The sequence below is a fragment of the Aeromonas sp. SCS5 genome, assembly GCF_001887375.1.
Classification (GTDB): Bacteria; Pseudomonadota; Gammaproteobacteria; order Enterobacterales; family Aeromonadaceae; genus Aeromonas; species Aeromonas jandaei.
Map to the genome: position 1 here is coordinate 115,465 of NZ_LFCS01000004.1, position 14,389 is coordinate 129,853.

A 14,389-nucleotide genomic window follows, 5' to 3' on the forward strand; every position below is an offset into this window, starting at 1 on the left:
TTACTTTTGTTGCCAAAAACGGCCAGTAATATTAGTTTTTTTCACCCTTGGCCTGCATGGCACTGCCCTTGGTCGCCGCAACAGCCCAGTCAGGACGGGCCAATGCGGGCAGTTCACCCTCCAGCCCCATGGCCGCACGGATCACCCCCTCCTTGAACGGAGTCAGCAGGTTGGCCGCGCGCAATCCCACGCCCCGCACCAGCTTCTTGAGCGGGTTGGCACCGCTGAACAGCCGCTTGAGCCCCTCCATCGCCGCCAGCATGCGAGCCGCCTCGCTCTTGCGCCAACGCTCGTAGCTGCGCAGGTTGGCGAGCATGCCGATATCTTCGCCCGCGGCATGATTCTGCAAGATCTGCTCGGCCAGCGCGGCCGCATCGAGCAGGCCGAGGTTGACCCCCTGCCCCGCCAGCGGGTGGATGGTGTGGGCGGCATCCCCCACCAGCACCAGCCGCTCGCGGGCAAAATCGCGGGCATAGCGGGCGGTGAGCGGAATCGCGCTGCGCGGCCCCTCCACCTTGCACAGACCTAGGCGGGCATCGAAGGCGGTGGTGAGCTGACGGTTGAACTGTTCGTCATCACAGGCGCAGAGCGCTTCGGCGCGGGCCGCAGGCAACGACCAGACGATGGAGCAGAGGTTCTCCTGCCACAGGGGTAAAAAGGCGAGAGGGCCATCCGGGGTGAAGATCTGGCGTGCCACCGCCTCATGGGGCTCAGCACAGCGCACCGTTGCCACCAGCGCGTGGTGGCCGTAATCCCAACTGGTAAGGGGAATGTCGGCCTGACGGCGCACCCAAGAGTGGGCACCATCGGCAGCCACCACCAGCTTGGCCGAGATGGCCTGACCATCTTCAAGGAGCAGCAGGGCGCCCGCCGGGCCACTCTGCAGACTCTTGGCTCTGGCGGGGGTCAGCAACTGGATATTGCTGGCACCTTCAATCGCCTCAAGCAGCGCCAGCTGGATCACCCGGTTCTCGGCGATATGACCAAGCGAGGGCTGGCGCAGGCTAGCTGCATCAAAATCGATATGGCCGAAGCTGTCCTGCTCCCACACCGCCATCTTGTCGTAGGCCTGCATGCGGCGCGCTGCAATACCGTCCCAAGCGCCAACATGGCGCAGGATCTGCTGGCTGGCGAGGCTCAGGGCGCTGACCCGATTGTCGGCCACCTCCCCCAGCTGCGGGTCGGGTAGTTGTCCCTCCACCACCACCACCTTGAGGGCGCTCTCCTTGAGGGCGGCAGCGAGCCCGAGGCCCACCATGCCACCACCGACAATCACCACATCGACACTTTGCATCTGCATCATCTCATCCTTTCATGGCTGGCCATCGGCCAGCAGAGGGAGGCAGCCAAGCCTCCCCGTTTGCAACTGTTGGACTCTTCGCTGGACTCTTTGTTGAACTCTGGCGATTTATTGCCGCCGATTATTGCTACAGAGGTCGGCGACGAACCCCAGAGTACGCGCAGCGAGCGGCGCCTTGAGACACGGCAGGCGCCCCATCAGGGAGAGCGCCAGATTGCGCCCGACCACCAGCGGATCGTGGCTGTTGGAGAAGAGCTGAGCCAGCGAGGAGGTGAGCCAGACGGTCTGCTCCTGATCGCGCTGACGCAGCTGCCAGTAACCGCTCAGCACCTTGAAGCTGCCGATATCCTCCCCCTCTGCCAGCGCCTTGGCCACCGCCCCGGTAAGCATGTCGAGATCCCGCATGCCGAGGTTGAAACCCTGCCCGGCAATCGGGTGCAGGGCATGCGCTGCATTGCCCACCAGCACGGTGCGTTGGGCCAGCGGGTAGTCACAGGCGGTCAGGATCAGCGGATAGACGTTGCGCACACCACATCGCTCGAAGCGACCGAGCCGCCAGCCAAAGGCCTGCTGCAAGCGGGCAAGGAAGGCGGCATCATCGAGCGCCATCAGCTCATCCACCTCGTCCCGTCTGACACTCCACACCAGCGAAGAGAGGCCGCCCTGCATCGGCAGCAGCGCCAGCGGCCCGCTCTCGGTAAAACGTTCGAATGCACGGCCCGCCGGATCCTGCCGGGTTTTAACGGTGGCGATGATGGCGCTCTGCTCATAGTCGTGACGGCTCACCGGCAGCGTTAACTGCTGGCGCACAAAGGAGTTGCCCCCGTCCGCCGCCACCAGCAGGCGGGTATCAATCTGCTCACCGCTCTCGAGGGTGAGAGTCACCCCCTCCTCCCGCGGCGCTACCTCGCGCAATTTGGCCGGACAGATCACCTTGATGTGCGAAATGGTTGCCATCGCCCGCTGCAACTCACTGCCCGCCGCCGCCAGCTCGATCACCTGACCTAGCGCAGGCAACCCATACTCCGCCGCCGAGAGGCGAGTCTGACCGCTGTGGCCGCGATCCGAGACATGGATATGGGTAATGGGGGCGCAGTGGGGAGCAAACAGCGGCCAGAGCCCGCGCCGCTCGAGGGCTTCGCAGGTACCGGCCGAGAGCGCAATGGCGCGCGCATCAAAACCGGGGTGAGCAGGGGTTGCGGATGGTTGCGCCTCGGGGGCACTGGCCTCCAGCAGCAGGATGTCGAGGGGCGAGCCGTCCGGCTTGCGCAGGGCCGCCAGCGAGAGGGCCAGCACGGCACCACTCATTCCACCACCGACCAGCGTCACATCGACCTGTCGCACATCAGATTGGGGCATAAGCAGAGAGGGAGAAGTGAAAAACGTGGCCTCATGCTACCACAAAGGCGACCGGCGGATGTGCGCTTGAGGGCAAAAAAGTGGTTATGGCTCACAGGGTTAGTCAGAATATGGCCGACAAAAAGAGCGCCTGTTGGCGCTCTTGCAAAAGGAGGCTGACTTGCCTGCAACAATCTATCAGTGCAGGGTCGGCGGTGCGCTCGGGGTATCGGGGCGCTTGCCAAACTCTTCGAAGGCCATCATGACCCCCAGTTTGACGTGTTCGTAGAGCACCAGGAAGGAGGCTTCGTTCTCGTCATCTTCCTGATCGAACTCGGCAGAGACCTGAGTGATGCTGGCGATATCCTGGATCATCTCCTGCAGCTCTTCCGACGCACGCGACAGCTCCTGCTGCACTACACCGAAACCGGCCAGAAACGCCTGGGACCAGTCCACCAGCGCATCGATCCGCTCATCGAGGGGAGCGTCATCGCTTGGCAACAGCAGTTCAACCCCTTTTTGAGCCATCAGGCTCTCGACCACATTGTGATAAAGATCGGTCATCACCTGGCGCACCGGGGCCGGCAGACCGAAACCGTCGTTCACCAAATCGTTGAAATGGGGGACCCAGCTCTTCTCATCCAGTGCCACACCACCACACACCAGACCGCAGATCACACCATGGGCCTCGACTGCACTGGCCATCAGCTCATGCTGCTCCATGATGTCGGCCACAGCCGCATATTTAAGGGGGTTTGTTTTGCTCATAGAGGATCCGCTCAAAGTTCAGGCAAATTTGCAGAATTAATGGTCAGGATCCTAGCATTCTCCCTCTTCCAGAGCCAGCAAGGCCTTGAAACTTATGTATCTGCGCTATATAGTCCCGCCCAGTTGTCCACGTGGATAAAGGCGGAAATCAGCTCCGCCGTATTGAGGAAGGCATGAGCACAGAGGCCGTAGAAATCGTCATTTTGGGACGTCCCTACAAGGTATCCTGTCCCCTGGGACAGCAGGATGCCCTGCGCCAGGCCGCCGACCAGCTGACCGATAAACTGATCGACCTGCGTCAACGCTCCAAAGTCTCCAGCAACGAGCAATTGGCGGTCATGGCGGCGCTTAATTTCTGCCATGAGCTCTGTCTTGAAAAAGAGAAGAACCACCAATACTCTGAGACCATGGACAAGCGGATCAAGATGCTGCAGCGCACCATCGAAGCGGCCTTGATCGAACACGGTCAATATGGCGATTCCAGCGAAGAGGGGCAGCAGCCCTAATCGCAAACTGTTTTGAAATACCCTGGGGTGTTTGTCAGCCGGTTCAAGTCCCCGAGCCGATATTCATACCAAACAGGGGTTCTGCCTTCTGGCTATTGCGCATGCTCGGCACGACCGAGAAGCCTGCGGTCAGATCCGAACCCCGCCTTGAACCGACGGTTCAAGGGCCCAAACCGGCAACGGCATCTCCGGGGTTCCAACTGCAAAAAGCCCGTCACTGATGTGACGGGCTTTTTCTTTTCCTGCCTGTCCACGCAACCAGCCCCCCTGCCCCGCACACCAGAAAAATGCCCCGGATGAACAGTTCATCCGGGGCATCACGACATTCAAAGTGCAGACGGTGAGCACAGCCAGTCGCGTTAGTCCGTTTATTTGACCAGCAACAGGTTCTCCGGCTGGCGGGAGGCAGTCACCAGTACCGGAATGGACTTGGAGGTGGGGGTAAACGACCCAGCCCCGATACTGTCGATAGGCACCAGCGGGTTGGTTTCCGGATAGTAGGCCGCGATGTTGCCACGCGGGATCTCGTAGATCACCACCACAAAACCTGTCACGCAGCGTTCACGCCCGTCGTTGCAGATGGCCGCCATGTCGACCCGCTCCCCTTCGGCAAAGCCAAGCTGGCGAGCATCCGCCTCGTTCATGAACACCACGTTGCGCTGGCCCTTGATGCCGCGATAGCGGTCATCCATGCCGTAGATGGTGGTGTTGTACTGATCGTGAGAGCGCAGGCTCTGCAGCAGCAACACCGGCTGATCCACCATCTGCTCGGCATGGCGGGTACACTCCGGCAGCACTGATTGCGGCAGGGTGCTGGCACGAAACTCAGCACTGCCGCTGGCGGTATTCCAGGTCAGCAGCGCCGCGGAGTTATCGAGATGAAAACCGCACGGCTGCTGGATGCGGACATTGAAATCGGCAAAGCCGGCGATGGTCTGCTCGATAAGATCGCGAATACGAGCATAGTCATCGCGCAGAGCCAGCCAGTCGACCCGCTCGCTACCCACTGTGGCATGAGCCATCCGCGCGACTATGTCGGTCTCGGAGAGGCAGAGCGGTGACACCGGCTCGGCCGCGCCGGTCGAGGCATGCACCATGCTGAAGGTGTCCTCCACCGTGATCTTCTGGTTGCCAGTGCGCTGGATGTCGAGCTCGGTGCGACCGAGACAGGGCAGGATCAGCGCCGCCTTGCCCACCTGCAGATGGCTGCGGTTGAGCTTGGTGCTGATCTGCACGTTGAGCTCGGCCTTTTTCATCGCCCCGTAGGTGAAGTCGGTATCGGGCGCAGCTGCCGCCAGGTTACCACCCAGGCAAATAAGCACCTTGCTCTTACCCTCGTCCAGCGCCTTGAGCGCTTCGTACACATTGTGGCCACGGGCCCGCGGCAGGCTCACCTGCAGGTGACGCTCGAGCCGGTCGATAAAGGCGGCGGTCGGCTTTTCGTTGATACCCATGGTGCGGTTGCCCTGCACGTTGCTGTGACCCCGTACCGGGCAGAGCCCCGCCCCCGGCTTGCCAATCTGGCCGCGCATCAGGTGCAGGTTGACGATTTCACGGATGGTATCGACCGAATGCAGATGCTGGGTCACCCCCATGGCCCAGCAGCTGATGATGCGCTGGCTGGCGGCAAAGACCCGGGCGGCCTGCACGATGTCTGCGCGGGTCAGGCCGGATTGCTGCTCGATCGCCGCCCAGTCGGTGGCACGCACCTGCGCCTCATACTCGGCAAAGTGGCGGGTATGGCGAGCGATGAAGTCCCGATCTACCGCCTCTGGCGCCTCTTCCAAAATGTACTTGGCCATGCCGCGGATGGCGGCCATGTCGCCACCCAGTTTCGGCGTCAGGTACTGGTGGCTGATGGTGGTGGCCGCCGGGGTCAGCAGCTCGAGCGGGCTCTGCGGGCTGGCGAAGCGCTCGAGAGCCACCTCTTTCAAGTTGTTGAAGCTGACGATCTTGCAGCCGCCACGCGCCGCCTGACGCAGGGCATTCATCATGCGCGGGTGGTTGGTACCCGGATTCTGGCCATAGACGAATACTGCATCGGCCTGGTCGAAGTCATCAAGCACCACAGTACCCTTGCCGATGCCGACCGACTGGATCAGCGCTACCCCGCTCGCCTCGTGGCACATGTTGGAGCAGTCGGGGAAGTTGTTGGTGCCAAACAGGCGACCAAACAGCTGATAGAGGTAGGAAGCTTCGTTGCTGGCACGCCCCGAGGTGTAAAACTCCACCTCGTCCGGGCTATTCAGCCCCTTGAGAGTGTCGGCAATCAGGGTGAAGGCATCGTCCCAGCTTACCGGCTCATAGTGATCGGTCGTCGGATTGTAGCGCATCGGCTCGGTCAGCCGCCCCTGATACTCGAGCCAGTAGTCGCTCTGGGTCGCCAGCTGGCGCACCGAGTGGGCGGCGAAAAACTCGGCCCCCACCGTCTTGCCGGTAGACTCCCATGCCACCGCCTTGGCGCCGTTTTCACAAAACTGGAAGGTGCCGTGGTCGTTGTCACCCCAGGCACAACCCGGGCAGTCGAAACCGTCGGTCTGGTTGACCCGCAGCAGGTTCTTGATGTTCTGACGGGTCTTCTGGCTGCGCAGCACCTGTTTCATGGTGGATTGCAGGGACGAAAAACCGCCGGCTTTGGCGGGCTTTTCAATATGACTCATGGCACTCTCCGATGGGATCCGCCGGGCGATAGCTCGAATAGCTGACCGGGGCATCAAACTTGGGAATATGAACGACGTTGAGGTTGTATTCGAGGGCCAACCTGACCGCCAACTGGCTGGGCGATGCCAGGCAGATGAGGTGACGTGCGCCGAAGCGGGCGGCTTTTTGCACCAGCTCGCTGCCACAGCGGCTGGTCACCACCAGGGTGTCGCACGCACTTTGCTGACGCAGCCGCAGGCCGATCAGCTTGTCGAGGGCATTGTGGCGCCCGATATCTTCCCGGCAGTGGAGGATCCGGCCCTCGGCATCCAGCGCCAGCGCCGCATGCAGGGCGCCGTGTTGCTGTCCCTTGAGCTGCCACTGGGCGATCTGAGCACGCAGCCCTGCCAGCAAGGAGCCATCCAGCGGCGGCGTCAGCGGCAGCACCGACAGTGCGGGCAACGCCTGCTCTACCGCCGCTGCGCCGCAGATACCGCAGCCGGTCACCCCGGTCAGCCGGCGCTTGTGCTCGGTCAGAGCGGCCAGGGAGCGGTTGGCGATGGTCACATCCAGCACAATACCCTGTTCGGCTGGCGCGACCTGGATGTCGTGGACTTCGTGGTTATGCCGGATGATCCCCTCACCAAACAGAAAGCCGACGGCAAAGTCGTCGAGATCGTCCGGGGTCGCCATCATCACCGCGTGGTTGATGCCATTGATGTTGATGGCTACGGCTACCTCTTCCACCAGATGACCCAGTGACGGCAAGTTGGCGGGGGTTACGACGGGAGAATGGGCAGGCATGCAGGTTGGCCTAAAAATGCAAACTGCATTCAAGTTTAGAGAGGCGACTGACGCAAAACCAATGAAATAAATCTATATCCTGATAGAGTTGTTCTATCGAAGATGTTTTTTCAATTGATTAATTCTTCAATAGCCGGTTCCACTGCCTCCACTACAACCAGATGAATATCAAGCAACTTCACTACTTTCACGAGCTAGCCAAACACCGGCATTTTGCCAAAGCGGCCAAAGCCTGCCACATCACCCAGCCCACCCTCTCGGCCAGCATTACTGCCCTGGAAAAGAGTGTCGGCACCGATCTGGTGGTACGCACCAGCCAGTTTGTCGCCCTGACCGAGGCTGGCGAGCTGGTACGCCAGTATGCCGAACGGATGTTGCTGGAACAGGAGGCGCTCAAGCAGGAGCTGGCGCTGTTCCAAGGCGAACTCTCCGGCACCCTGCGCATCGGCATCGTGCCCCAGTCCAATCTCGACATCATGCCGTTTATCGCCCGCTGCAAGCAGCGCTATCCCGACATCGCCATTCGCCTGTCGGTGCTCAGCAACGAAACCCTGCTATCACAGCTGGAACTGCATCAGTGCGATATCGGACTGGGATTTGATGAACCCGCCGGCGGAGCTGGCCGGCGCGCCTTTCATGTCTACCCGCAAGGCGCCAACCAGATGGCGGTGCTGATGAACCGTGACGAAGCGGATCTGTACCCGCACAGCGGCGACATTGCGCTTGCTGAACTACAGCAACAGCCGTTGGTGCTGCCCAGCCGCACCATGCAATTTCGTCAATATCTGGATCGCGCCGCCGAGCAGGGTGGGATCTCGCTCAACGTGGTACTGGAGACCGACTCGCTGTTCCATCTGGTCAGCGCCGTACGCCACCGGCTGGGCTGGGCCATCGTCAGCGCCGGCCTCGCCCGCTCTGCCAGCAAGCTCTCGGATCTTGTCTGCCTACCACTCGCTCCGCTGGAGAATATCGGCCATACCGCCTTTTTGACCCGCCAGCAGAGCATTACCCCCGCCATGCGTGCCTTTCTTGAACTGGTAGCAGAAGGTGAACCGGCAAACGCGCCTTGACACAGGACGAGCGGTAGACCTCATTCGGTTCTGGCAAAGAAAAAGCCCGCCAGAAGGCGGGCTTTCAGAGAACAAGCGCGGGCATCAAATCGCCATCTGCTCATGCGGCGAGCCGTGGTGGCGCAGCCAGACAAAACTCAGCGCCACGATCAGCACCATCAGGGTCATGATGGCCCCCAGAGTCACCTGACCGGTCATCGGGAAACCGGCCGCCAGCAGGGTCACCACACCGGCCCCCAGATTCTGCATCCCGCCGAGAATGGCACCCGCGGTGCCGGCCTGACCCGGGAAGGGCTCGATGGCACAGGAAGTGGCGGTCGGGTAGAGAATACCACTACCAATGAAGTAGACAGCCGCACCACCGACCAGCGAGGCGGCACTCACCACCCCGAACAGCCCCGGTACCAGAATGATGAGAGAACCGAGCGCCAGAAAGGCGATGCCAAGACGCATCAGTTTGCCCTGAGTCAAACGGAAGCTCAGCTTGGCAGAGAGCCAGGCACCGAACAGATAGCCGGGCAGCGGCAGCACGAACAGCACGCTCACGGTACGGGCGCTCAGTTTCAGCACATCGCCCAGCAGCACACCGGCCGCCGCTTCAAATACCGCGAGTCCCGCAAAGGTCGCCATCAGGCAGAGCAGGTTACCCTGAAACTTGGGGTTGCCCAGTACATGGCGATAGGCAGCACCGACGCGCAGTGGCTGACGGGCAGCAGCAGGCAGCGTCTCACCAAACCAGGCCATGATCGCCAGAGTGGCTACGGCACCAAAACCGAACAGGAACCAGTAACCGGCACGCCAGTTGAACAGCTCGGTCAGCCAGCCACCCAGCACCGGTGCCAGCAGCGGGGAGAAGATCACCCCCATGCTGACCAGACTGTTGGCGCGGTTGAGCTCGGCACCGTTGTAGCGATCGCGCATCACGGTACGGCTCATGGCGCCACCGGCACCGGTACCCAGCCCCTGAATAAAGCTGCCCACCAGCAGGGCGGCAAAATGGGGGATGACCTGAATGATCAGGGTGCCCACCAGAAACACCATCATGCCGACGATCAGCACCGGACGACGGCCGATGCGATCCGACAGCGGTCCGTAGACAAACTGGGAGAGGCCATAGGGGATCAGATAACAGGCCATCACCGCCTGCAACTGGCCCGAGGCCACATTGAAGTCCCCCGCCATCATGGGAATGGAGGGGACATAAAGGGTCTGGGTCATCTGGCCCACAGCGACCATCAGAATGGTCAATAAAAACAACGGATAAAAACTGTGCCGATCCATATCAGTCCCAAAAAATCGAAAAAATGCTGCCGCCCTCTGGCACAAAATGGCCCAGAGGAATCTGATCACAGAGGCTGTGATGCAATCAAAAACAGTGTTGGAAACAGTAGGCGGGGAGCCCGCCAGACCACCGCACAGGACGCTTGGTGGTATGGGGGCATCATAGTGATTCAGCTCACAGAAAACGAACGAATCTTTATAATCGGCTTGCCTTAGTTTTTCTAATATTACGGGGCAATACGCCCCGTCTGCGGTTCAAAATCAACGTGTTACCATCTGTTGTGCCTGCTTGATCAGCTCATCCGGCTGCTCTTTGCGCGGCGGTATGGTGATCCCCTTCTGGCTGGCAGGCTTCTCGGCCATCCGATCCATCCAGGCTTGCAGATGGGGTAACCCCTCGATGGAGATGCCGCTCCAGTCATAAATCCGCACCCAGGGCCAGGTGGCGATATCGGCGATGCTGTACTCGTCCGCCAGATATTCGTGATGAGCCAGATGGCTGTCGAGCACCTCAAACAGGCGGCGCCCCTCCTTCTGGTAGCGTTCGATGGCGGCGGGGATCTTCTCGGGGAAGTAGCGGTAGAAGACGTTGGCCTGCCCCATCATGGGCCCTACCCCGCCCATCTGGAACATCAACCACTGAATGGCCTGAGAGCGGCGTTTGGGGTCCGCCGGCAACAATTTGCCCGTTTTCTCCGCCAGATAGATAAGGATGGCGCCCGACTCGAATACGGCAAAATCGTCATTATCCCGATCGACGATGGCCGGAATGCGGCCGTTGGGGTTGATGGCCAAAAATTCCGGCTTCTTCTGATCCAGTGCCGAGAGATCGAGAGGAATAACCCGATAGGGCAATCCCAGCTCTTCCAGTGCAATGGCCACCTTGAAGCCATTGGGGGTTGCGGCGGTATAAAAGTCGATCATCCTTCACTCCTTCCTTGCTGATTTGATCACACGAAAAACGGAACATCCTGATGCCCGCGATTTCACCAGATATGGTTTTACCATAAAGAGTACGGCGCACTATCTGCCAGTGATGACAGATCGTGCGCCGCTTGCATAGCTTGCCGAGGGGATCAGTTCAAGACGACGGCCGACTTGCGCTGACGCAGCAGGATAAGACGAGAGAGCAGCGGGAAGTAGGATTCCAGCTTGCGCAGCAGCACCCTACTACACGAGGGGTCTGCCAGCTCTGACTCCTCCAGCACGATGCCGTTGGAGACAAAGTAGAAACGGGGGTCACGCACATCGGGGCCGCAGATGGTGAGATCCTTGTCCCCCTTTCGGATCAACAGCGGCAGTACCGGCAATCCGATGGCATCGTCTTCGCCACGGATAAACCCGGCATCCTGCCAGGGGGTATCGCCATCGATCAGCAAGATCGCTGCTTCGGCCTTAGCCGGTTGCCACTCGGTCAGTGGCGTCACGCTGATGTGGGCAAAATGGTCACCATACTCGGGTGATGACCGCAAAATGGCCAGCAGACCTTCACTGGCGCCTGACACGTTTTGACTCACTAATGACAAATTCATGGCTCATATCCCTATGCTCATGGCAGCCAGTATCCGGCTGCTGCCATAAGACTAGCGCAGATTAGGGCTATATTGGAGCCGTCAGATCTGGCAGTCGTAATCAATTGGTCGTAGGGGGATAACAGTTGCCATCGCACAAAATACTGGTATCATACCGCGTCCTTTTATCCCCCGTTCTTTAACATCCAGTGGTGAACCTATGCATCCGATGCTGAATATCGCCGTGCGCGCTGCGCGCAACGCCGGTCAAGTTGTAGTAAAAGCCTTCTCCCAGCCCGAGAACATTGAGGCTATCCAAAAAGGCAGCAATGACTTCGTGACCAACGTTGACCGTGAAGCTGAAGCGGCCATCATTCACACCATCAAAAAATCTTACCCGGAACACAGCATCGTCGCTGAAGAGTCCGGTGAGATTGCCGGTACCAATCCGGACTACCAATGGATCATTGACCCACTGGATGGCACGACCAACCTGGTCAAAGGCATTCCGCACTTTGCCGTCTCCATCGCCCTGCGCGTCAAGGGCAAGACTGAACAAGCCGTTGTTTACGATCCGATCCGTGACGAGCTGTTCACTGCTACCCGTGGTAGCGGCGCCCAGCTGAACGGCTACCGCATTCGTGTCGGCAAGGCCAAAGAGCTGGCTGGCACCGTGCTGGCGACCGGCTTCCCGTTCAAACAGAAGCATCACATCGAGCCTTACCTGAAGATGTTCCAGAGCATGTTCATCGAATGTGCCGACATCCGTCGCTCCGGCTCTGCCGCACTGGATCTGGCCTACGTGGCTGCCGGTCGTGTCGACGGTTTCTGGGAAATCGGCCTGAAACCCTGGGACACCGCTGCCGGTGAGCTGCTGGCAAAAGAAGCCGGCGCCATCGTCACCGACTTCGTTGGTGGCCACAACTACGAAAACTCCGGCAACATCGTGGTTGCCAACCCGCGCGTCCTGAAAGAGATGCTGGGCAAGATCCGCGAAGAGCTGCCGGAGTCTCTGGCCAAATAAGCCAGCCTTCGAGCAGACAGATAAAAAAACCGGCGCAAGCCGGTTTTTTTATTGCCGCGATATACCCTGACAGGGTCACTGCAGCACACAACTTATGCTCTCCTCCCCCGCAACTCACCCCATCCCCAAAACAGTTCGTCGCCCTTCTCTCGTTAGCAAATACGCCTTAACCAACCTTCTTGAATATCACCGCACACAGGCCGGGATAATCATCTGCCCCCCCTGTTTGCCCTGACCTTCATCCTCTTGCGAAGAACCCCACCATCAGGCCTCGTACCCATCGCCAGATAAAAAAACACCCGGCACATGGCCGGGTGTCGTGAGGGCATGCAAAACGCCCCGACTTTTTATGCATGAAAGAGGCCGGCGTACGCCAGCCCCTTTATCAGGCGAGGCGGAAGCGGCCGATGGTCTGCTTCAGGCCCACCGCCAGCTGGCTCAGCTCCAGACAGGCGCGGGCAGTATGGTCGGCGCCCAGAGCCACCTCGTTGGCGGACTCGTTGATCCGCTCGACGTTGCGGCCCAGCTCGTCGGAGACCGCATCCTGCTCGCCGCAGGCGCTGGCAATCTGGATCGCCATGTCGGCAATCTGGGCGACCGCCTCTTCAATCTGCTGGATGCCGTTGCTGGTCTGTTCGCTCTGATCCACACACTGGCGGATCATCTCGCAGCTCTGGCCAGTCACCTCTTTGGCCTGATTGGCGCGCGCCTGCAGGGTTTCGATGATGGCCACGATCTCGCCGGTCGAGGCCTGGGTGCGACCCGCCAGGGTGCGCACCTCGTCGGCCACCACGGCAAAGCCACGGCCTTGCTCGCCGGCGCGGGCTGCCTCGATGGCCGCATTGAGGGCCAGCAGATTGGTCTGCTCGGCGATGCCGCGGATCACATCCACCACCACGTTGATTTGGGCAGATTCACGCTCCAGCTCGGTCACCAGCGTACCGGCCTGCTCGATCTCTTCGGCAACCCGGGTGATGGCCACCAGCGAACGCTGCACATCCTGATTGCCGCTGCGGGCCAGCGCATTGGCAGAGCTGGCAGAGCTGGAGGCAGTTTCGGTATTGCCAGCCACATCGGCCACGGTCGCCTTCATCTGGGTCATCGCGGTCGCCACCAGCGAAATCTCCTGCTGCTGGCTCTGAATGCCCTTGGCGGACTGCTCGGAGACGGCGCTCACCTCCTCGATGGCAGTGCCAAGCTGGGTGACCGCAGCCACCACCTCTTCAATCAGACCGCGCAGGTTGTCCTGCATCTTGAGAGAGGCTTTGGCCAGCATGCCCAGCTCGTCGCGGCCGATATGCTGACGCTCCAGCTGATGGGTCAGATCGCCGGCAGCAATGGCGTTGGCCTGAGCCACCACGGCTTGCAGCGGCAGGCAGATCTGGCGAGTCAGGAACCAGGTCATCACCACCATGAACACCAGCAGGGCACCGATGCTCACCATGGCGAAGGTGGTCACCATGCTGACGCTGCCAAGCAGGCTGCCACGGTTCTCTTTGACGAAACCGAGGTTCACCTGGATCAGCGAGTTGACCGCCTGCTCCAGCGCCCCGAAGAGCGGGTTGGAGGCAAACAGCTGGGTTTTGGCCTGATCATGCTGACCCTGCACCAGCAGCATATCAAACTCGTTTACCGAACGTTGATAAGTGAGCCACTGTTGTTTGGCTTGGTTAAACACCTGGCGCTCGTTGTCGGCCCCTACGGTCGCCTCGTAGGCACGAAATGCCTCGTCAACCTTGCGAATATTCTCCTGAATGCGGCCACGACGGGCCTGCAGGTCGGCAGCATCATCCACCATCAGCAGGGCAAACTGGGCCCGACGTACATAAGAGACGTCGTAGAGCAGGGTTTCGACCGAGAGCACGCTCGGCAAAGTGGAGTCGGTAAAATTCAGCACCCGATCGCGCACGCCGCGCAATTCACTGGAGAGAAAAACACCGAAGACAACGTTGACTGCGGCAATGACCGCAAAAACCACGGCAATCTTTTTGCCGATGGAGAGATTCTTGTAAAACATGATTGGCTGTTGATCCTCAACTGCTGACAAGCAGGTAAACAGTAGCGATCACATCCGTATGAGCTGATCCCGGCCATTCCTGACGGGAGATGGAAGGTTGCGAAAGCGGGGGAAGGACGATTTCGCGAGG

General features: G+C 60.2%; 12 protein-coding genes and 1 other RNA gene. 4 read left to right on the forward strand and 9 right to left on the reverse strand.

Annotation, left to right across the window (positions count from 1 at the left end; genetic code table 11):
• Window positions 1-31: 31 nt before the first annotated feature.
• From BS300_RS06135 to BS300_RS06145, 3 genes are all read right to left on the reverse strand, one after another.
• Window positions 32-1,300: an FAD-dependent 2-octaprenylphenol hydroxylase gene (locus BS300_RS06135; RefSeq protein WP_071911497.1), complete on the reverse strand. Its 1,269-nt coding sequence runs from the start codon at window positions 1,298-1,300 to the stop codon at window positions 32-34.
• A 108-nt stretch (window positions 1,301-1,408) separates the two neighbouring features.
• Window positions 1,409-2,659 (reverse strand): 2-octaprenyl-6-methoxyphenyl hydroxylase, encoded by a 1,251-nt coding sequence (ubiH, locus tag BS300_RS06140; RefSeq protein ID WP_071911499.1) that lies wholly within the window; start codon window positions 2,657-2,659, stop codon window positions 1,409-1,411.
• 177 nt (window positions 2,660-2,836) lie between these two features.
• Window positions 2,837-3,406, reverse strand: coding sequence for a UPF0149 family protein (locus BS300_RS06145; RefSeq protein WP_033116025.1), 570 nt, complete (start codon window positions 3,404-3,406; stop codon window positions 2,837-2,839).
• Between the two features lie 173 nt (window positions 3,407-3,579).
• On the opposite strand from BS300_RS06145, the gene zapA reads away from it, so the two are divergent.
• The gene (gene zapA / locus BS300_RS06150; RefSeq protein WP_033116026.1) at window positions 3,580-3,912 is read left to right on the forward strand and encodes a cell division protein ZapA; all 333 of its coding nucleotides are present in this window, start codon (window positions 3,580-3,582) and stop codon (window positions 3,910-3,912) included.
• A gap of 16 nt (window positions 3,913-3,928) precedes the next feature.
• A non-coding RNA gene (gene ssrS, locus BS300_RS06155) (6S RNA) lies at window positions 3,929-4,111 on the forward strand.
• A gap of 169 nt (window positions 4,112-4,280) precedes the next feature.
• On the opposite strand, the gene BS300_RS06160 is transcribed toward ssrS, so the two are convergent.
• Together BS300_RS06160 and fdhD are read right to left on the reverse strand one after the other, a co-directional pair.
• A complete protein-coding gene (locus tag BS300_RS06160; protein ID WP_071911501.1) occupies window positions 4,281-6,572 on the reverse strand; it encodes an FdhF/YdeP family oxidoreductase in 2,292 nt (763 codons plus the stop codon).
• Complete coding sequence (gene fdhD, locus BS300_RS06165; protein WP_071911503.1) at window positions 6,559-7,356, reverse strand: formate dehydrogenase accessory sulfurtransferase FdhD; 798 nt, start codon at window positions 7,354-7,356, stop codon at window positions 6,559-6,561. Before fdhD ends, BS300_RS06160 begins: the two co-directional genes overlap by 14 nt.
• Window positions 7,357-7,517: 161 nt before the next feature.
• On the opposite strand from fdhD, the gene BS300_RS06170 reads away from it, so the two are divergent.
• The gene (locus BS300_RS06170) at window positions 7,518-8,426 is read left to right on the forward strand and encodes a LysR family transcriptional regulator (protein ID WP_071911505.1); all 909 of its coding nucleotides are present in this window, start codon (window positions 7,518-7,520) and stop codon (window positions 8,424-8,426) included.
• Window positions 8,427-8,510: 84 nt separating this feature from the next.
• Here BS300_RS06170 and emrD read toward each other — a convergent pair whose 3' ends face one another.
• The 3 genes from emrD to BS300_RS06185 all read right to left on the reverse strand — a co-directional run bounded on the left by emrD (window position 8,511) and on the right by BS300_RS06185 (window position 11,239).
• Complete coding sequence (gene emrD, locus BS300_RS06175) at window positions 8,511-9,707, reverse strand: multidrug efflux MFS transporter EmrD (RefSeq protein ID WP_005333920.1); 1,197 nt, start codon at window positions 9,705-9,707, stop codon at window positions 8,511-8,513.
• A gap of 261 nt (window positions 9,708-9,968) precedes the next feature.
• Window positions 9,969-10,631, reverse strand: coding sequence for a glutathione S-transferase N-terminal domain-containing protein (locus BS300_RS06180; RefSeq protein ID WP_071911507.1), 663 nt, complete (start codon window positions 10,629-10,631; stop codon window positions 9,969-9,971).
• Between the two features lie 152 nt (window positions 10,632-10,783).
• On the reverse strand, window positions 10,784-11,239 hold the full coding sequence (locus BS300_RS06185) for a hypothetical protein (RefSeq protein WP_042030005.1): 456 nt from the start codon (window positions 11,237-11,239) through the stop codon (window positions 10,784-10,786).
• A 199-nt stretch (window positions 11,240-11,438) separates the two neighbouring features.
• Between BS300_RS06185 and suhB the strand changes: the two genes are divergently transcribed.
• Window positions 11,439-12,242: an inositol-1-monophosphatase gene (suhB, locus tag BS300_RS06190; RefSeq protein WP_021230872.1), complete on the forward strand. Its 804-nt coding sequence runs from the start codon at window positions 11,439-11,441 to the stop codon at window positions 12,240-12,242.
• A gap of 385 nt (window positions 12,243-12,627) precedes the next feature.
• Here the strand turns inward: suhB and BS300_RS06195 are convergent, their stop codons facing one another.
• The gene (locus BS300_RS06195) at window positions 12,628-14,259 is read right to left on the reverse strand and encodes a methyl-accepting chemotaxis protein (protein ID WP_033116033.1); all 1,632 of its coding nucleotides are present in this window, start codon (window positions 14,257-14,259) and stop codon (window positions 12,628-12,630) included.
• Window positions 14,260-14,389 lie beyond the last annotated feature (130 nt).